Here is a 17,052-nt window from a genome sequence, read left to right as displayed (position 1 = left end):
AAATGCGTGTTGCTAGTTAGCGTGTTTCGCCAAGAAACGATCTACTTCTTTTTGCGTAGGGATACTCTGTGCTGCACCTTCGCGGGTTACCGCGATAGCTGAAGCGGCACATCCACGACGAAGTGCTTGCTTGGCATCGGTATGGTTGCTGTATGCTGATAAGAAATACCCAATAAAGGTATCGCCAGCCGCTGTTGTGTCTACCGCATCAACAGAGAATGCTTTTACTTCAACATCTTCGTTTTTGCCCAGCATCATTACACCAGCTTTACCTAATGTAATGATGACTTCACAGTGTGACCATTGTGACTTAAACACAGACACAATATCTTCAAGGGATTCTTTTTCAGTAATTGCGGCTGCTTCGGTTTCATTGACAATCAGCAAATCAACACACTCAAGAGGAAGTTGTTTAACCGAATCACTCATTGGAGCAGGGTTGAAAGCAACTTTTAAGTGTTTCTCTTTCGCTTGGCGAAGCACTTCTTCAATGCTACTGGTTTCGTTTTGCGTCAGCACCCAATCAGATGGCTTCGCATCATCAAGTGCTTGCATTACTGTTTTGGCAGTAATGGTTTGGTTGGCACCGCCGAAAAGTACAATGGCGTTTTCGCCGCTTGGAGTAACTTGAATTATTGCGTGTCCAGAAGGCGTTTCAGAGCATTTAACACCGCGACAATCAACACCTTTTTTAATAAGTGCTTGTTTGAATGCTGCGTCGTTTTCGTGAATGCTGCCCACGTGGCGTACGTCAGCACCGGCTTGTGCTAACGCGATAGATTGGTTTGCACCCTTACCACCTAACAGTGTTTGGTAGTGGGTAGAGGCCAGCGTTTCACCAGGTTGCACGAAGTGTTCTACCTGATAGACGTGGTCGATATTGATAGAGCCAAAATTTATAATTGCCATTTCTTCTTCCGTCGAAAGAGGGCGCTTCCCAGAATGCCGCTGTCCATGTTTCGCCCGTGAACCGAAAAGTTCAGGGCGGAAGCATCACAACTGCCGTAGGCTTCTCGATACAAGTCGAGCCTGCACAATAGCAATCGTTTCAACTTCCTTGGTTTAAAGCATCGGCCAGGGACATGAATGAACTAGCAAACATCCCAGGAAACATTGTTGTTGTATTAAACGCAACAGGGTATATCAAACGAGTTGTTCAGTGAAGCGGATCACTTAACAAGCCTACTACTTATTTTTGCGTTGTTGATTATTACTGTTGAAAAGAAACTTTCATTTTCTTGACCAGTTGGTCAGCAATTATACACGCATATTTGATAAGCTCAATATTCAAGCCTACGCCCAAATAATGATTATTACCTGTTGAGAGTGGAATTCCTTATCCTTGGTGAGTTTCAAGACACCTTTAATAGTGGAAAATACATATTACCTAGCGCCGAACTCGTTTGAGATCTTAGATGAATAAGTAGTATGTTGCCAGTGAAGAAGTGCCAAAAAGCGAAATTGTGGGTTCGTTCGCTTAGTGAGTAACCAACGTTATCAACGTAGTGAATTTTTCGAGGCTCAAACTGTTTGTTCTGTGTACGTATTGAGTCAGCCGCACAACCAAATAGATGCAAAACTAGGTTTTACATATTGAATTTTGCTAGTATTAATACCACAAACGAGAGTCAGGCTGCGCGCGTTTGAAGATATTTATTTTTGTGTGCAGCGACGTATTCTCAACACCGAATTACAAAAAGAGATTTCTCTGTGGAAAAACAGCTCGATTACGACAGTGTAAGCAACAAGTTATCACAACACGGCATTATAGTTGATGGTGCAGAAGTGCATGGTATTTTGTGTGGCATGCTATGTGGTGGTATGTCTTTAACTGACCAAAAGTGGCTAGAGGCACTTAGCGAAACTATCAATCAAGGTGATGCGTTTTCTGATCAGGCATCACACTTACTCACCGCCCTTTTCAATCAAACGTGCCAGCAACTACTTGAGCCAGAGTTTGCGCTTAGCCTTCTGCTTCCAGACGATCAAGCTCCTATCAATGATAGAGGTGCAGCATTAATCAATTGGGTGCAAGGCTTTATGCTGGGCTTTGGCTTACACCAGCAAGACTTAATGCAGTGCTCTGATGATGTAAAAGAAGCATTAGAAGACTTTGCTGATATTGCGCGCATGGAAGAACCTATGGACGCCGATGAGGAGTCTGAAAAAGCGCTGTTTGAAGTGGTTGAGTACGTAAAGATTTCTGCTATTTTGTGCTACAGCGAACTCGGGCAGTCACTATTAGACGATCAGCAAGATTCACCATCGGTGCATTAACCATTAGCGTGGCTAAAGGCTTCACATATACGATCTAGGGACTAGGGTTTATGATTAGTGCGCAAGAGTTCATTGCTCGCCAAGACCGGTTGTTGGCGCAGTGTCAACCAAATAGTGTCTGCATAGTACCAGCAGCCACTATGGTCACACGTAGTCGTGACACAGAATACCTCTTTAGGCAAAACAGTGATTTCTGGTATTTGACTGGATTTGAAGAGCCTAATGCGTGGCTTATTTTGTCGAACCATCCTCGATATGGCGAACGTTATCGAGCTATGGTGGTGCAAGCAAAAGACAAGCATGCTGAGATTTGGCACGGCAAACGCTTAGGCGCTGAAGCTGCACTTTCTCGGTTCAGTTTAGATGAAGCATTTGAGTTACAAGAGCTTGAAGAAGCCCTACTTGAGTCAATGCAAGGTCAACAAAATGTGTACTTTGCTTTGGGGCAAAGTAGTGCCTATGACAAACTTTTCAGTGAGGCCATGAACACGCTTCGCGATGCACCTAAAGAATCACTTGCGCCTTTAACTATTCACGACCCTCGGCCTATTTTGCACGAAATGCGTTTGTTTAAATCGGCGTGTGAAGTGGCAATGATGAAAGCCGCTGGAGAAATTACTGCTCGCGCACACAAGCGAGCAATGCAGTTCGCTGCTCCAGGGTGCTATGAGTACCAACTCGAAGCTGAAATTCATCATGAATTTGCCATGGCAGGAGCGCGTTCACCTGCATATAGCACCATTGTAGGCAGCGGCAAAAATGCCTGTATTTTGCACTACACACAAAATAATGCCCAAGTTAATGATGGCGACTTGATCTTGATCGATGCAGGGGCCGAATATCAAGGGTACGCTTCAGACATTACGCGAACGTTTCCAGCAAACGGTGTTTTTTCACAAGCTCAACGAGACATTTACAATGTGGTGCTTAAGGCGCAGCAAAGTGTATTAGATATGCTAGGGCCTGGCATGACGTTATCTGATGCCATGCAGCACAGCGTAGAGGTGATTACCGAGGGCTTGGTTGCCTTAGGTATTTTTGAGGGAAGTGTGGCACAAAACCTTGAAGAGGAAACGTGGCGTCAGTATTACATGCATGGCTTAGGGCATTTCATTGGGCTAGATGTACATGATGTGGGCAACTATAAAATTGATGGTGAAGACAGGCCTCTTAAACCTGGCATGGTCATTACTGTTGAACCAGGTATTTATATAAGCGAAGACAGCGATGTACCCGCGCAATATAAGGGAATAGGGATCCGCATTGAAGATGATGTAGTGATCACAGCTTCTGGTGTTGAAATACTTACCGCTGATGTTCCAAAAGCAATCGATGAAATAGAAGCCCTTATGAAAAAATAAGCGGTGTGGTGGTAAATGACTTTTAAACGCACTGCTCATATTAGTTGCAGTGCGTGACAACCAAGTGAATGTAAAGAGAGTATCAACGGGTGAAATCGGTAGATGTGGTAATTGTAGGAGGCGGTATTGTGGGTACCGTTTTGGCAAAAGGTATCGCCGAGCAAGCCGGTTTGCAGGTTACATTAATCGACGCATCTCATCCCACAATAAATAGCAGCGCAAGCAGTACATTTAACCCGTTTACCGATACACGCGTTATTGCACTGGCAAGGCGTACTGTCAACGAACTGGCCCAATTAGGTATTGAAGTAGACCGTCTTGCGAAAACGCTTCATGGGCAGGTTCCACCAGACATAAAACATATAGAAGTCACTGACAAAGGGCATATTGGCCTTGTCGACCTCAGCTGTGACACATTCAATATTGACGCATTCGGGCAAGTGGTATCGTTAAGTGCGCTAACGCATCTTGCCGCAGAAGCGGGCAGTAGCTATAACACCATTGCCCCGGCGAAGGTAACAACAGTTGAGCGACATCAAGCCTTTACCCAAGTGACGCTAGACAATGGCGATGTGATTCACACTAAGCTATTGGTGCTTGCCGATGGTGGTCGTTCCACGCTTTCACAACAAGTAGGTATTTCAAAAACTGTCACAGACTATCAGCAAACCGCTATCGTGTTTAATGTACATACACAGTTGCCACATAACCATAAGGCATATGAGCGATTTACCGAGTCAGGCCCGCTTGCTTTCTTACCTTTTGACAGTGAAATTAATCAAACGAAAGCCTCTGGCAATGGGTTTTCCGTGGTGTGGACGGTAGATACTGAAAACGCCAATAATCTAATGGCAATGGATGACACTGACTTTATTGACGCATTGCAATCGGCGTTTGGCTATCGCCAAGGTCGCATATTGCGCGTCAGCCAAAGGTCGTGCTATCCGCTAGCGTTAGTTAAAGCTGAAAACGTTGCAACACATCGCACAGTAGTCGTCGGCAATGCGGCGCAAGCGTTGCACCCAATAGCAGGTCAGGGATTTAACCTAGGTTTACGCGACATTGTTGCGCTAATAGAGGTGTTGAAAACGTCATCAACAAAAAGCGAAACGTCAGAATTTGACGCCGGAGCGTTTGCAATAACCCATGCATATGCCAAGTCGAGAACCGCCGACAGAGATGCCACCGTATTATTAACCGATACCTTGGTGCGCACGTTTTCAAACCACCATTTTCCTTTGGTAGTGGGGCGAAACATGGCATTGTTAACACTTGGTGTTTTGCCCAATGCCAAAAACGCATTTGTGAGGCAAACCACAGGGTATGGCCATTACAAAAATAAAATCAGTGGTACAAACAACAACGTAGACGCGCAGCGTTAAAAGAGAGTAAAGAAAATCATGCAGCATGTTGATATTGCCATTGTTGGCGGTGGTATTGTTGGCCTAACACTGGCCGCAGCACTTAAAAATTGCGAACTACAGGTTGCGGTGATCGACAAGGCAGCGTGTTTTCAGCCATTAGGTGACAAACCCAGTGCGAGGGTAAGTGCGATTAATCAAGCCAACATTTCTGCACTTAAGCGCACTGGTGTGTGGTCTTACGTTCAGCAGGATCGTGCGAGTGCTTACACTGACATGCATGTGTGGGACAAAGACAGCTTTGGTGACATTCGCTTTTCTTGCGATGAAATGGGCAGCGACGCGCTGGGTGTTATAATGGAAAACCAAGCGCTAGTTAACGGGCTTGCAGAAGCCGTGGCACAGCAATCTAATGTTCAAATGCTGACAACGGGTATTGAAAGAATTCTCACGGGCCCAAATCAAACTATGTTGATGTTGGATAACAATGATGCATTGAGCTGCCGCTTACTGGTTGGTGCTGATGGCGCGAATTCATTTGTGCGCAAGCAAGCAGGCTTGCCCATTACCTTTAAAGATTATGAGCATACCGCTATTGTTGCGAATATTCGCACGCAAGAGCCACATAACCAGGTGGCGCGGCAAGCCTTTACGCCAACGGGGCCGCTGGCATTGTTACCTATGTCAGACCCACACGTTTGTTCTATTGTTTGGTCACAAAGTCCAGATGCAGCGTCGTCTTTATTGGCCTTAAGTGATGACGGGTTTTGTCATGCACTAAATGCAGCTAGCAACACTGTGCTAGGAACCGTATCTCTTGAGACGCAACGCGCAGCGTTTCCGTTAACTATGCGATATGCCCGAGACTGGGCAAAGGACGGAGTAGTGTTAGTTGGCGATGCGGCACATACCATTCATCCATTGGCGGGGCAGGGGGCTAATTTAGGGATGCAAGACGCCTTAGCATTAGCTGAACTACTTATTAGTTTAGCCGCAGAAGGAAAAGACATTGGTCTTCACAAACACCTTCGCCCCTACGAACGTAGCCGCAAGACAGAGGCTATGAAGATGATAGCGGCAATGGATGGCTTTAAGTTCTTATTTGATGGCGACGACCCACTTAAAAAACTTATTCGGGGTGTGGGGCTTTCTGTCACAAACAAATTAGACACGGTTAAAAATGCCTTTGTCAGTCATGCGATGGGATTGTAACTATAACAATAGTTTATTGAACGTTTTTGGCATTGAGATAGCAATAAGTAAAGGATACCCTGCGGTATCCTTTTCTTTTTTGTACGAGCATCATGTTACTCAAAGCTAACCTTCGCATATTCTTACTTACTGTTGCTACAGCACTTGTCTCAAGCGCCAATGCTAATGAACTTAATATTGATTTAGAGACGTACCGCACCCATGCAAAAACGTTAGCCAGCGATGAATTTGAAGGTCGCGGCCCTTTGTCAAAAGGTGAAGAAAAAACGGTAGCTTATTTAACAAAAACCTTTGAAAAACTTGGCCTTAAGCCTGCTTTTGGTGATAGCTATACGCAAGCGGTGCCCCTCGCTAAAATAACACCTACACACATGTCTTCCCTTAAAATGGGCAATTTGGAATTTAGTGCGGGCACTGAGTTTACAGCGCGTACTCAGCGCATTGCAGATAGCTATGCACTAAACAACAGCGATGTGATATTTGTTGGCTATGGCATTTATGCACCAGAGTACAATTGGAATGATTATGCGGGTCTTGATGTAAAAGGCAAAACGGTGGTTATGTTGGTGAACGATCCTGGTTTTGCCTCTAAAGATCCTGCTTTGTTCCAAGGTAATGCCATGACGTACTACGGACGTTGGACATACAAGTATGAAGAGGCGGCAAGGCAAGGCGCAGAGGCAGTTTTCATTGTACATGAAACCATGCCTGCCGGTTACGGTTGGGGAGTGGTAGAAAACTCTAATTCGAATACCAAATTTGCCCTTGTTGATGATAACAACAACGCTTCGCAAGTTGGCGTTATGGGGTGGTTACATTTGAACGCGGCACGTGCACTATTTGAAAGTGCAGGCCTTAGTTATTCTGAGTTAAAAGCCAAAGCGTCAAAGCCTGGTTTCACAGCAATACCACTTAATACCAAAGCCACGTTGAGCTTTGATAACCAAATAGCCCACGCCGAGTCGCAAAACGTTGCTGGTATTTTACCGGGTAATGAAGCATCTGATGAGTGGGTAATGTTGCACGCCCATTGGGATCATTTAGGCAAAGTAGAGAAGAATGGCAAAACCACCATTTACAATGGTGCAGTGGATAATGCATCTGGGGTAGCAGGTGTTCTTACTTTAGCGCAAAGCTTTGTTGAAAAATCTAAGCAAGAAGGCACAAAACGCACGTTAATGTTTAGCGCGTTTACAGCCGAAGAGACAGGGTTATTAGGTGCTGATTACTTTGCGAATAACCCGCCTATTGATACTGCCAATATGGTCGCGTTCTTAAATATTGATGGAATGAACGTAAACGATGAGGTCGATTACATCCTTCAATATGGAGAAGGGTATTTATCGATAGAAGACGACCTTAAACAGGCCGCACAGTTACAAGGCCGTAAAGTAAAAATGGATCCGCGCCCACAAAACGGACTGTTTTTTCGCTCTGATCATTTCGCGCTTGCCAAGCAAGGCGTACCGTCTATCTTATTTATGAGCTTAGGTGACACCGACCCTAGCTTTATCGCAAAACGTTACCACAAGGCGGACGACGATTACTTGCCCACCTGGACGCTCGGTGGTGTAGCACAAGACATGGCCCTAATAAGCTCGATGATGATTAAGTATGCCAACAGCAATGAGTGGCCATACTGGAAACGTGAATCGGACTTTAAAGCCAAGCGTGAAAAGGCTTTAAAGCAAGCTAAGCGTGTAACGACAGCGGTGAAGTGATGGCATGGGTGTGGTTTACATTGGGCGCCGTTGTTCTACAAACGGTGCGCAACGCCCTGCAAAGCAAGATCAGCAGTCATGTAAATACGTCAGGCGTCACGCTATCTCGCTTTTTGTTGGCGCCTCCTATCGCGCTGGGTTATTTGTTTTTACTAAACACTTCTTCACCTCAGCCGCTACCCCACTTTTCAATCTCGTTTTTAGGTGTTGTGCTTTGTGCATCATTGTTCCAAATAGCCGCCACGTCATTAATGGTGGTGCTGTTTAAACAAAAGAACTTCGCCATTGGGGCAGGCCTTGCGAAAAGCGAGGCTTTGGTTGCGGGCGTGGTTGGCATGTTGTTTTTTGGCAGCTATTTAACCTTGTTGGGATGGGCGGGTATTGTCATAGGTGGTGTTGCCGTTTTTGTATTAAGCAGTGGCAAAGGGCTTAAAGGAATAAGCACCAAAACTATGTTTATAGGCTTATTGTGCGGCACCTGCTTTGCGTTAACGTCATTATTGGTTCGCGAGGCCAGTCACATGCTCGACATGCCTTTTGTACACGCGGCAGCTTGGGTATTGCTGTGGGTTTTGTGCATTCAAGCGCTAAGCTTAAGTGCATTTATAGGTTCAAGAAAACCCTTTGTCTTTAAACAGCTATGGCAAGCTAAAACGTCGGTGCTCGCAATCAGCACGGTAAGCTGTTTGGGGTCGATATGTTGGTTTACTGCTATGGCACTTCAGCATGTTGCATTAGTGAAAACGTTAGGGCAGCTTGAAGTATTGCTTACGCTTCTACTGTCACACTTTTGGTTGAAAAATGCAGTAACAAGAAGAGAAGTTGCAGGGCTTCTGTTGATTGGCGTCGCAGCTATTATGGTAATGTGGGCGTAGAGCAAACGTAAAGATGCTACTGCATTACGACAGAAACAAGAAAAGATAAAACAAAATAGAGGGAATGGTGGGATGGATAAACGACACTTTTTAAAGCTTGCAGGGGCCGCGACGGCGTTAATGCCGATGGCTGCAATGGCACGTACAAGTAATGTAGATACAACAACACAACCTGATTTCAATTCCTTAAACAATATTATCGGCGATAGTGCGCCAATCTCGGTAGAAGAGCGCCGCGCTCGAATAGAGAAAGCGCAGTCGTTAATGAAGGAACACAATCTCGCCGCTATTTTGCTTGAACCTGGCGCGGCCATGGACTACTTCTCGGGTGTTCAATGGTGGCGAAGTGAGCGACTTACCGCTGTTATTGTTCCGCAAAAAGGTGACATTGCCGTTGTTACTCCCTTTTTCGAAAAGCCAAGTGTAATGGAGTCGCTAAAAGTGGGTGACGATGTACGCGTCTGGCAGGAACACGAGAGTCCTTTTGATGTTGTTGCAGACATACTAAAGTCGCGCGGTATCACCTCAGGTAATATTGGTTTTGAAAACAGCGTGCGTTACTTTGTGGTAACCGGGATGTCAAAAGCCATGCCAGCAATCAATATTGTGCCTGCTGAGCCAGTGACACTGGGCTGCAGAATGTATAAAACCTCGTCTGAACTGGCGTTAATGCACAAAGCCAATGAAGTGACATTGCGCGCCTACGCGTTTGTATTTGAGAACTTGCAGGAGGGCATGAGCCAGCAAGACGTGAAAGCACTAATGAATAGTGCTCAGCAACGTTTAGGCGGCAGCAATGCGTGGTGCTTGGCGTTATTTAATGATGCCAGCGCGTACCCTCATGGAACCAATGCAAAACAGGTAATCAAAGAAGGCTCAGTGGTGCTACTAGATAGCGGATGCAGTGTGCACGGTTATCAAAGCGATATCAGCCGCACTCTAGTATTTGGTAAAGCCTCGCAAAAAATTGAAGATGTATGGAACACCGTACGCGAAGGGCAGAATGTTGCGTTTGCAGCAGCGAAAGTGGGCGAACCTGCGGGTAAGGTCGACGATGCTGTACGCGGTTTTTATGCCAGCAAAGGCTACGACAAAGACTACGCGCTGCCGGGGCTAAGCCATAGAACGGGCCACGGCATTGGCATGGAAGGCCATGAGAGTGTTAACTTTGTCAGGGGTGAAAATACACCACTTAATAAAGGAATGTGTTTCTCCAACGAACCGGGTTTGTACATACCTGGGGAGTTTGGTGTGCGCTTAGAAGACTGCTTGTATATGACAGATAGCGGACCACGTTATTTCACTGAGCCACCACAAACCTTAACGAAGCCACTGGGTAAGCTGATTAGTTTGAAGGCGTAGTAACGCCTACCGGTTATTAAAAATAACGCCCAAACAAAAAGGCAGCGCATCTAACTATTAGACCGCTGCCTTTTTACTATTTGAATACTACGACTTCGTTTGATGTTCTGAGTCGTAGTGTTGACGAATAAATACAGGTTGTTTATTTAATCGCTCTATGCGTTTTTTCTCTTCCTTGAAAAAGTACATTAACGCAAGAACCACAGCAACAGTAAAAATGACAGTTACAATCATCTTTTGCTCTCCACGAACGCTTTTTCAATATAAATTACAAAACTTAATACGCATAGAATAACAAAAAGTATCTGTTGCTTTAGTTACGTGTTTGTAACTTTTAGGCAGCGCTATTCTTTAACCGAACCTTAAAAAACTCGGCAAGGGTTTTACTAATAACTGGGTGCTGTGTGTCTTGGTTAAATAAACAGATATTCACCTTACCAAGTTTTGGAAGGTGAGGGTGGTTAAGTGGCGTCAAATGAGCGGGTAAACTCGATTTGGCAAGGGCGGTAACGCCAAGGCCTTGCTGTATAGCCGCTACCAGGCCACCTAAATCAGCATTGGTGTAGGTGATTTTCCACGCAAAGGTTTGCTGCTTTAATTGTTCAATTACTCGACTTCGGTACATACAGCCATCAGGTGCTAATACCAGCGGAATAGTGTTTCCAACCAAAGGGTGGGCATTATCGCCTACCCACACAACATCATCTTCTAGTACTACTTCGCCTTCGGTCTCTTCTTCTGGGTTTACCAGCGCCAGAATAAGATCGAAATGATCGCGCTGACTAGGATGAAGCAAATCCCGACTTAACGCAGACGTAACTTCAAGGGAAACATCGGGGTAGCGTTTTGAAAACTCGCCAATTAATCCTGGCAGTAATGTTGAAGCAAACTCATTGGGAATACCTAAGCGCAATCGACCGCTTAAGGGCGCAGGCGTAAGACTGCGAAAAATATTGTCATTAAGTTCTAATATTTCTTTGGCTTTTGGGTACAACCAATTGCCATCAGCACTTGGCACATGGCGCTGCCCAACTTTGGTAAACAGTTTTCTGTCGAGTTGAGTTTCTAGCTTCTTTATTTGCAAACTAATGGCAGGCTGAGAGCGGCCAAGAAAGTCACCCGCTTTGGCGTAGCCACCAAGCTCAATAACGCTGACAAAAGTGCGTAAGGTGTCGAGTGAAAGCTGCTTCATATTGATTAGACTAATTAATGAACGGGCTTGTGTTTATTATATTTGTAAATGTATGGCGGTGAAAGTGCTACGCTTTTTAAATGTGGGCACGCTTAGCGTTTTATCCCTCACTGACTCTAGCGTTATTAATAGACTGCGCCATTATATTCAGCGCTTGCGTGTTATCTAGCGTACGTGCCGTGCCATTCGTTATTGATGAAAAACGCTGCATGCCGGCAAAAATGCAGTACCACGACGGACGCAAGTACACTAACTTATTGTCAACTTCATTAAGTGCCTGCTCGAAGTCAGCACCTTTATCCCATGCCTCTAGCAAATAGGCGAGGGTGTCTGGCACAACTAATTCAGACTGGCACGCTTTCCAATACGGGGTGTCTGTGCGGGTGGTCAAATAGTAATGGGCTGCAATGTAGTCGCGAATACCATCAAACATGCGGTTCATTTCGGTATTGTAATGCGATATGCGTTGTGCGCTTTCGCTTTGCCAGCAATCAACAAAGTGATGCAACGCATATTGCACTAGCATAAGGGCAGTCGCTTCAAGTGGCTCTATAAAGCCCTGTGACAAACCAATACATAAGCAGTTGCCTTGCCAGTGCTCGCTAAGTCTTCCCACTTGCATGGTCAAATGGCGTACGTCTTGTTGCGGGCTTACAGCATTTAAATCATGTTGGGCTAACTGTTGTCGAAGTTCATCCTCAGCCTGCGAGGCAGTGCAAAACGCGCTGCTATATACATAGCCATTACCCGTACGGTTGGTCAGAGGAATATGCCATTGCCAACCATGTTTTAATGCAATGGAACGGGTTTGAAGTGCTTTGGTTGGCTTTGCAAGTGCGGCGCTGGGTATAGCCACTGCGGCGTCGTTAAATAACGTGTCGGCATAACTTGAAAAGGGGCGAGCGAGTGCTTGCTTACCTAGCAGCCCTCTAAAACCTGAACAGTCTACAAATAACTCTGCGTTAAGTATTTCACCATCGCTCAGCACAATGTGATTGATACGTTGCCCGGCAGTAGCCACACTTTGAACCGTTCCAATTTTATGACTCACCCCTTTTTGCTTGGCGTACTTTTTCAAAAAGTCACCTAACAGACCTGCATCAAAGTGATAGGCATAATCAAGATTGGCAGACGATGAAATGGCTTGCGGTGATATTCCTTCATTCACCATATGGGCAGCGGTAAAATAGTGTGAGGGGTTCACATCCTCGGCATGTCCGTGTCGTCTTCTATTCACTGCGTTGAAATACATATCGGCAGTAGACATATCTAGCGCGGAAAAAAACGGGTGAAAATAGCTATCGCCTGCTGATGTCCACTTTTCAAAGCTTATCCCCATTTTAAAGGTGGCATTACAGTGTTGCATCCATGCACTTTCAGTTACGCCCAAATAGTCAAAGAAAAAACGCAAATAGGGTGTCGAGCCTTCGCCTACGCCCACTGTACTGATATCGGCCGACTCAAGAAGCGTTATTTGCGGCGCAGGTGCCTTCGCATTGGCTTGGTTTATTTCAATAGCTCGAGCTAGGTAACACGCACTCATCCAACCGGCGGTGCCGCCACCTACAATAACAATATCTTGAGGTAAGGCTTTCATCAGACTTTCTCTGTTGACGCTCGAACCACTAGCTCGGGTACAAACGTATGATTTAAATTATCAGCCGTTGATTTGGTTTTTCTTGCGCGTAAAAATTGAATCAGCGACGCTGCCGCATGCTGCGCAATTTCGTTAGTTGGCTGCGAGGCGGTGGTGAGTGGAGGAAATGTTTGGCGCGAGAACGGGCTGTTCTCGAATCCGGCAATAGCCAAGTCGTTTGGCACATCCACGCCTTTCATTCGCGCACCAAAAAGCGTTCCCGCGGCAATCTCATCGTTACACGCAAACACAGCGGAAGGGTGGGGAGACATGCCAAGCAGTGTTTCTGCGCTTTTCACTCCGGTTTCAAACGAGTACGTACCTTTAATAATTAACGACTCGTCTAACGCTAGGCCCGCTTCTTCAAGTGCGGCCTTGTAGCCATTTAAACGCTCGGTGGTCGATTTGTGAATTTCTTCACCAGCAATAAAGGCGATATGCTTATGACCTTGTTGGATCAGGTGGCGCGTAATGTCGTAGGCGGCTTTAAAGTCGTTTACCAGTACGTAAGGAAGGTGTGAGCTTAAGGTGCCGTCTCCCGATAGAATGCGTACATAGCTTATGTTATTAGCGTCTAATTCGCTGAGTACCGCAGGCATTTCAGACAGTGGTGGCGATAAGATAAGCCCGGCAAGTTGCGCCGTATCTACCATTTCCACTAATTCCTTGGCGATGTTACTTGAGCTTGCATCACAAGGGTGAATCAGTAGCTCAAAGTTATTCTTGCGGCATACATCCAATATACCTTTTTGCATATCGATGATGTAGTAAGCGTTGGGGTTGTCGTATACGTAACCCAACACTGAGGCGCCTTTACTTGCAAGGTCGCGAGCCGCTTTGTTTGGTGTGTATTTTAGTGCGGCTATGGCGTCTTCTACGCGCTTTAATGTATCGGGTTTTACCGTCCCCTCTTTGTTTATAACTCGGGAAACGGTCTTAATAGAGACACCAGCCATTTCGGCAACACTTTTGATGGTAGCAGCCAAATTCATTCTCTCTTCAAAAAATTGGTTTAATTTTCAACAATTAAGAACTAAATATTATCTTTTTGTTAAAAAAATATTTGCAGCTTCACAATCTGTCATGTAACTTAACATTCAATGACAGCGTTGTCATCTAAAAACTGTACCTTATAACAACGCCTGTCATTTTATTATTTTAATAAATGACAGCGTTGTCATTTTGGCTGAAAAAGGTTAATACAATGTCCAAAAACCAACAAAACAAACTAACAAGAAGTGTTCGCCTCGCCATAGCTATGGGCGCACTGACAAGTATTTCGGTACCTGTTGCTGTAGCGCAAGAAGCGGGTGAAACTGAAGTCATTGAAGTCACAGGGATCCGTGGTAGCCAAAAGGCCAATATCAACGCTAAGCGTTTCTCTAACGCGATTGTTGATGCGATCACCGCAGAAGACATTGGCAAGTTCCCAGACAAAAACGTAGCGGAAACGCTAGCACGTGTGCCGGGCATCACGATTGACCGCGACTTTGGTGAAGGTCAGGGCGTAACGATTCGTGGTGTTCAGCCAGACCAAAACTTGACCTTGGTAAATGGTCAAGCCGTTGGTACAGGTCAGTGGTTTGTACTTTCAGATGCAACGCGTAACTTTAACTTCGAGATTTTGGCATCAGAAATGATTGCGGGTCTTGAAGTATACAAATCATCACAAGCTGATATTGATGAAGGTGCGCTAGGTGGAACGGTTATTCTTAAAACTCGTAAGCCATTCGACTTAGATGCGCATTCAGGTCAAGTGTCGGTTGAAGGGCAGTATGGTGATATTGCCGACCAATTAGACCCAACACTGTCAGGTCTTTACAGCTGGAAAAACGAAGATGAAACCTTCGGTATTCTTTTCTCTGGTTCATATCAGGAACGTACAGTAGAGCGTGAAACTAACGAAGACTTTGGTTGGTTTGGTCCAAGTATTGCCCGTATCGACCCACTTATTGAAGCGCCTGCCGGTGCTGATAGAAAAGGTGCATTACCTTGGGGTATGGGGTCAGCTCTATTTAAACAAGATCGTGAGCGCGTTGGTTTTGATGTTACCGCACAATGGGCACCAACTGACAACTTCGATATGTCAGTACACTATCTATCATCTACGTTAAAAGCAGACAACGTAAACTCTAACCTTATTGGTATTCCATTTCGCGGTATCGCTTACATGGGTACCGACACTAACACAGGTACTGTTAGCGCAGACAACGTGGTTGAGTCACTTAATGTAGTGGGTGTTGACCAGCGTCCAGTATGGGCTCGAACGCTGGCATACGACAATATTTTCCGCGACGGCTCTGAAATGTCGACTGAAATCATCGACGTTGAAGGTCACTACCTAATGGGCGACGGCAAATTACACTTCCAACTAGGTACAACCACGGGTGAAGGTGAAAACCGTGACTTCTTTACAGAGTTTTGGGCAGACGCAAGCGATCCTCGCGTTGCATTCGACTTTTACAATCCAGGTGGTGATGCGCCGTACATCGACTTTACTACTTCAAGCCCGTGGTTAGCGAACCCGACTGACGAAATGTGGTTAGGTGGCATCTTTGATCAGCTTAACGCGACAGAAGATAAAGAAAATTATATTCAGTTTGATTACGAACACAGTGTCGATTGGGGCGCAGTTACCGAAGTGAAAACGGGTATCAAACGCCGTGACAGAAGCTTCTCGCAATCACGCTATAGAACAGACTTGGCTAACCTAGCACCAACGGGTGAAGGCAGCCTTGGCCCAGCATCAGCATTTTGGAGTGGCGACATGATCAATGTATCGCACTCAAATACTAATGGCGTTGGTGCAAGCTACTTCTTCCCAGACAAAGACAGCATGTACAACGCGCTATACAGCGTTGCGGAGTGTGCGGGCGATGCCACGACACTGTGCCGTCGCACTGACCAGTTCCTAGACGAGTCTTCATTTGAAATTGAAGAAGACATTACTGCTGCTTACGTTATGGCGAAATTCAGCGGTGACGGCTTCAGAGGTAATGTGGGTCTACGCTATGTGGAAACTGACTCTACCTCAAACGGTTTTGACCTAAATACTGGCGAAGCGGTTGCCTTTGATGGCGGTTATAACGAATGGCTACCTAGCATTAACTTGTCTTACGACCTAACTGACGATGTATTGCTACGTATGGCAGCGTCTCGTGTTCTAACTCGTCCTGCTCCATTCCAGCTAGCACCTGCGGTTAACTTAACACCTGAGACAAGCTCTGGCTCGGCAGGTAACCCTCAGCTTAACCCGCTAACGGCAAACCAGTTTGAAGTGGGTGCCGAATGGTACTTCAGCGAGTCTTCTGTTGCGGCAATTACCGTATTTAAGAAAGACATTAACGACTTCATCTTTACTAAAACTGTATCGCGTGAAATTGACGGTCAACAAATTAACCAGTTGAGAACACCTGAAAACGGCGGCTCTACGTCAATTGACGGCATCGAAATGCAAATTCAACACGTGTTCGATAACGGTTTTGGTGGCTATGCTAACTACACCTATACAGATGTAGCCGATGCCAAAGTAGATGAAGCGGTACCAGTAACTGATGCTGACGGTAACATTGTAGGGGCAACTATTGCGTCACGCTTAGTGAGCTTCCCGAACACGTCAAAAGACTCGTTCAACATTGGTGTGTTCTATGAAACAGACGTGTACAGCGCACGCCTTAACTATAACTACCGTTCAGAGTACTTCATTGCACAAGCCGAGATTGGCGATCAGTACCGCGACGAGCAATCACAGCTTGACGCGCAGCTAAGCTGGAATGTAACTGACACCATCACGCTTAAAGCAGAAGCACTTAACTTAACCGATGAAATTTGGGAGAACTACTACGTTCGCAGTAGCGATGGCAAACGCCTAGGCGGTACGCAAAGCGCTAACGGTCGTCGCTTCTTCATCGGCGCAAGCATGCGATTTTAAGGCAGGGGTGTAAAAATAGTTTGTGTGTTCGCTATTTTTACGTTGCAAAAGGGTAGGGCACAAGCTCTACCCTTGTTTTTAAACACACGGCGTTTTAGTACCAGCACAGTAAATATCATAAATC

At 45.7% G+C, this 17,052-nt stretch carries 13 protein-coding genes and 1 other RNA gene; 8 read left to right on the top strand and 6 right to left on the bottom strand.

Annotated features, from left to right (window positions below; translation table 11 throughout):
- Positions 1-12: 12 nt before the first annotated feature.
- Both LHL20_RS02215 and ssrS read right to left on the bottom strand, forming a co-directional pair.
- Positions 13-909, bottom strand: a complete 897-nt coding sequence (locus LHL20_RS02215) for a ribokinase (RefSeq protein WP_226432088.1) — start codon at positions 907-909, stop codon at positions 13-15.
- 21 nt (positions 910-930) lie between these two features.
- Positions 931-1,113, bottom strand: a non-coding RNA gene (gene ssrS / locus LHL20_RS02210) — 6S RNA.
- Between the two features lie 597 nt (positions 1,114-1,710).
- Here ssrS and LHL20_RS02205 point away from each other — a divergent pair.
- The 7 genes from LHL20_RS02205 (at position 1,711) to LHL20_RS02175 (ending at position 10,169) form a co-directional block, all read left to right on the top strand.
- Positions 1,711-2,277, top strand: a complete 567-nt coding sequence (locus LHL20_RS02205) for a UPF0149 family protein (protein ID WP_202262218.1) — start codon at positions 1,711-1,713, stop codon at positions 2,275-2,277.
- Positions 2,278-2,327: 50 nt separating this feature from the next.
- Entirely contained in the window at positions 2,328-3,638 is a 1,311-nt protein-coding gene (gene pepP, locus LHL20_RS02200; RefSeq protein ID WP_226432087.1) for a Xaa-Pro aminopeptidase, read from the top strand.
- Positions 3,639-3,727: 89 nt separating this feature from the next.
- Positions 3,728-5,020 (top strand): 2-octaprenyl-6-methoxyphenyl hydroxylase, encoded by a 1,293-nt coding sequence (gene ubiH, locus LHL20_RS02195; RefSeq protein WP_226432086.1) that lies wholly within the window; start codon positions 3,728-3,730, stop codon positions 5,018-5,020.
- 18 nt (positions 5,021-5,038) lie between these two features.
- Entirely contained in the window at positions 5,039-6,211 is a 1,173-nt protein-coding gene (locus LHL20_RS02190) for an FAD-dependent monooxygenase (RefSeq protein ID WP_226432085.1), read from the top strand.
- 92 nt (positions 6,212-6,303) lie between these two features.
- Positions 6,304-7,932 carry a M28 family metallopeptidase gene (locus tag LHL20_RS02185; protein ID WP_226432084.1) on the top strand — a complete coding sequence of 543 codons (1,629 nt, stop codon included), beginning with the start codon at positions 6,304-6,306 and terminating at the stop codon, positions 7,930-7,932.
- A complete protein-coding gene (locus LHL20_RS02180; RefSeq protein ID WP_226432083.1) occupies positions 7,932-8,807 on the top strand; it encodes an EamA family transporter in 876 nt (291 codons plus the stop codon). Before LHL20_RS02185 ends, LHL20_RS02180 begins: the two co-directional genes overlap by 1 nt.
- Before the next feature lie 72 nt (positions 8,808-8,879).
- Positions 8,880-10,169: a M24 family metallopeptidase gene (locus LHL20_RS02175; protein WP_226432082.1), complete on the top strand. Its 1,290-nt coding sequence runs from the start codon at positions 8,880-8,882 to the stop codon at positions 10,167-10,169.
- Positions 10,170-10,256: 87 nt separating this feature from the next.
- Here the strand turns inward: LHL20_RS02175 and LHL20_RS02170 are convergent, their stop codons facing one another.
- The 4 genes from LHL20_RS02170 to LHL20_RS02155 all read right to left on the bottom strand — a co-directional run bounded on the left by LHL20_RS02170 (position 10,257) and on the right by LHL20_RS02155 (position 13,983).
- A complete protein-coding gene (locus LHL20_RS02170) occupies positions 10,257-10,403 on the bottom strand; it encodes a hypothetical protein (RefSeq protein WP_202262211.1) in 147 nt (48 codons plus the stop codon).
- 100 nt (positions 10,404-10,503) lie between these two features.
- On the bottom strand, positions 10,504-11,361 hold the full coding sequence (locus tag LHL20_RS02165; protein ID WP_202262210.1) for a LysR family transcriptional regulator: 858 nt from the start codon (positions 11,359-11,361) through the stop codon (positions 10,504-10,506).
- A 100-nt stretch (positions 11,362-11,461) separates the two neighbouring features.
- Positions 11,462-12,958, bottom strand: a complete 1,497-nt coding sequence (locus tag LHL20_RS02160; RefSeq protein ID WP_226432081.1) for a tryptophan halogenase family protein — start codon at positions 12,956-12,958, stop codon at positions 11,462-11,464.
- Positions 12,958-13,983, bottom strand: coding sequence for a LacI family DNA-binding transcriptional regulator (locus tag LHL20_RS02155; RefSeq protein ID WP_159626934.1), 1,026 nt, complete (start codon positions 13,981-13,983; stop codon positions 12,958-12,960). The genes LHL20_RS02160 and LHL20_RS02155 overlap by 1 nt, the downstream gene beginning before the upstream one ends.
- A 218-nt stretch (positions 13,984-14,201) precedes the next feature.
- Here LHL20_RS02155 and LHL20_RS02150 point away from each other — a divergent pair, with 218 nt between their 5' ends.
- Positions 14,202-16,928 (top strand): TonB-dependent receptor, encoded by a 2,727-nt coding sequence (locus tag LHL20_RS02150; RefSeq protein ID WP_226432080.1) that lies wholly within the window; start codon positions 14,202-14,204, stop codon positions 16,926-16,928.
- Positions 16,929-17,052: the final 124 nt, after the last annotated feature.

It is taken from the genome of Alteromonas sp. McT4-15, assembly GCF_020515205.1.
Lineage (GTDB): Bacteria > Pseudomonadota > Gammaproteobacteria > Enterobacterales > Alteromonadaceae > Alteromonas.
Note: the sequence above shows the minus strand (reverse complement) of the source record. Positions and strands in the feature narration are given on the sequence as shown.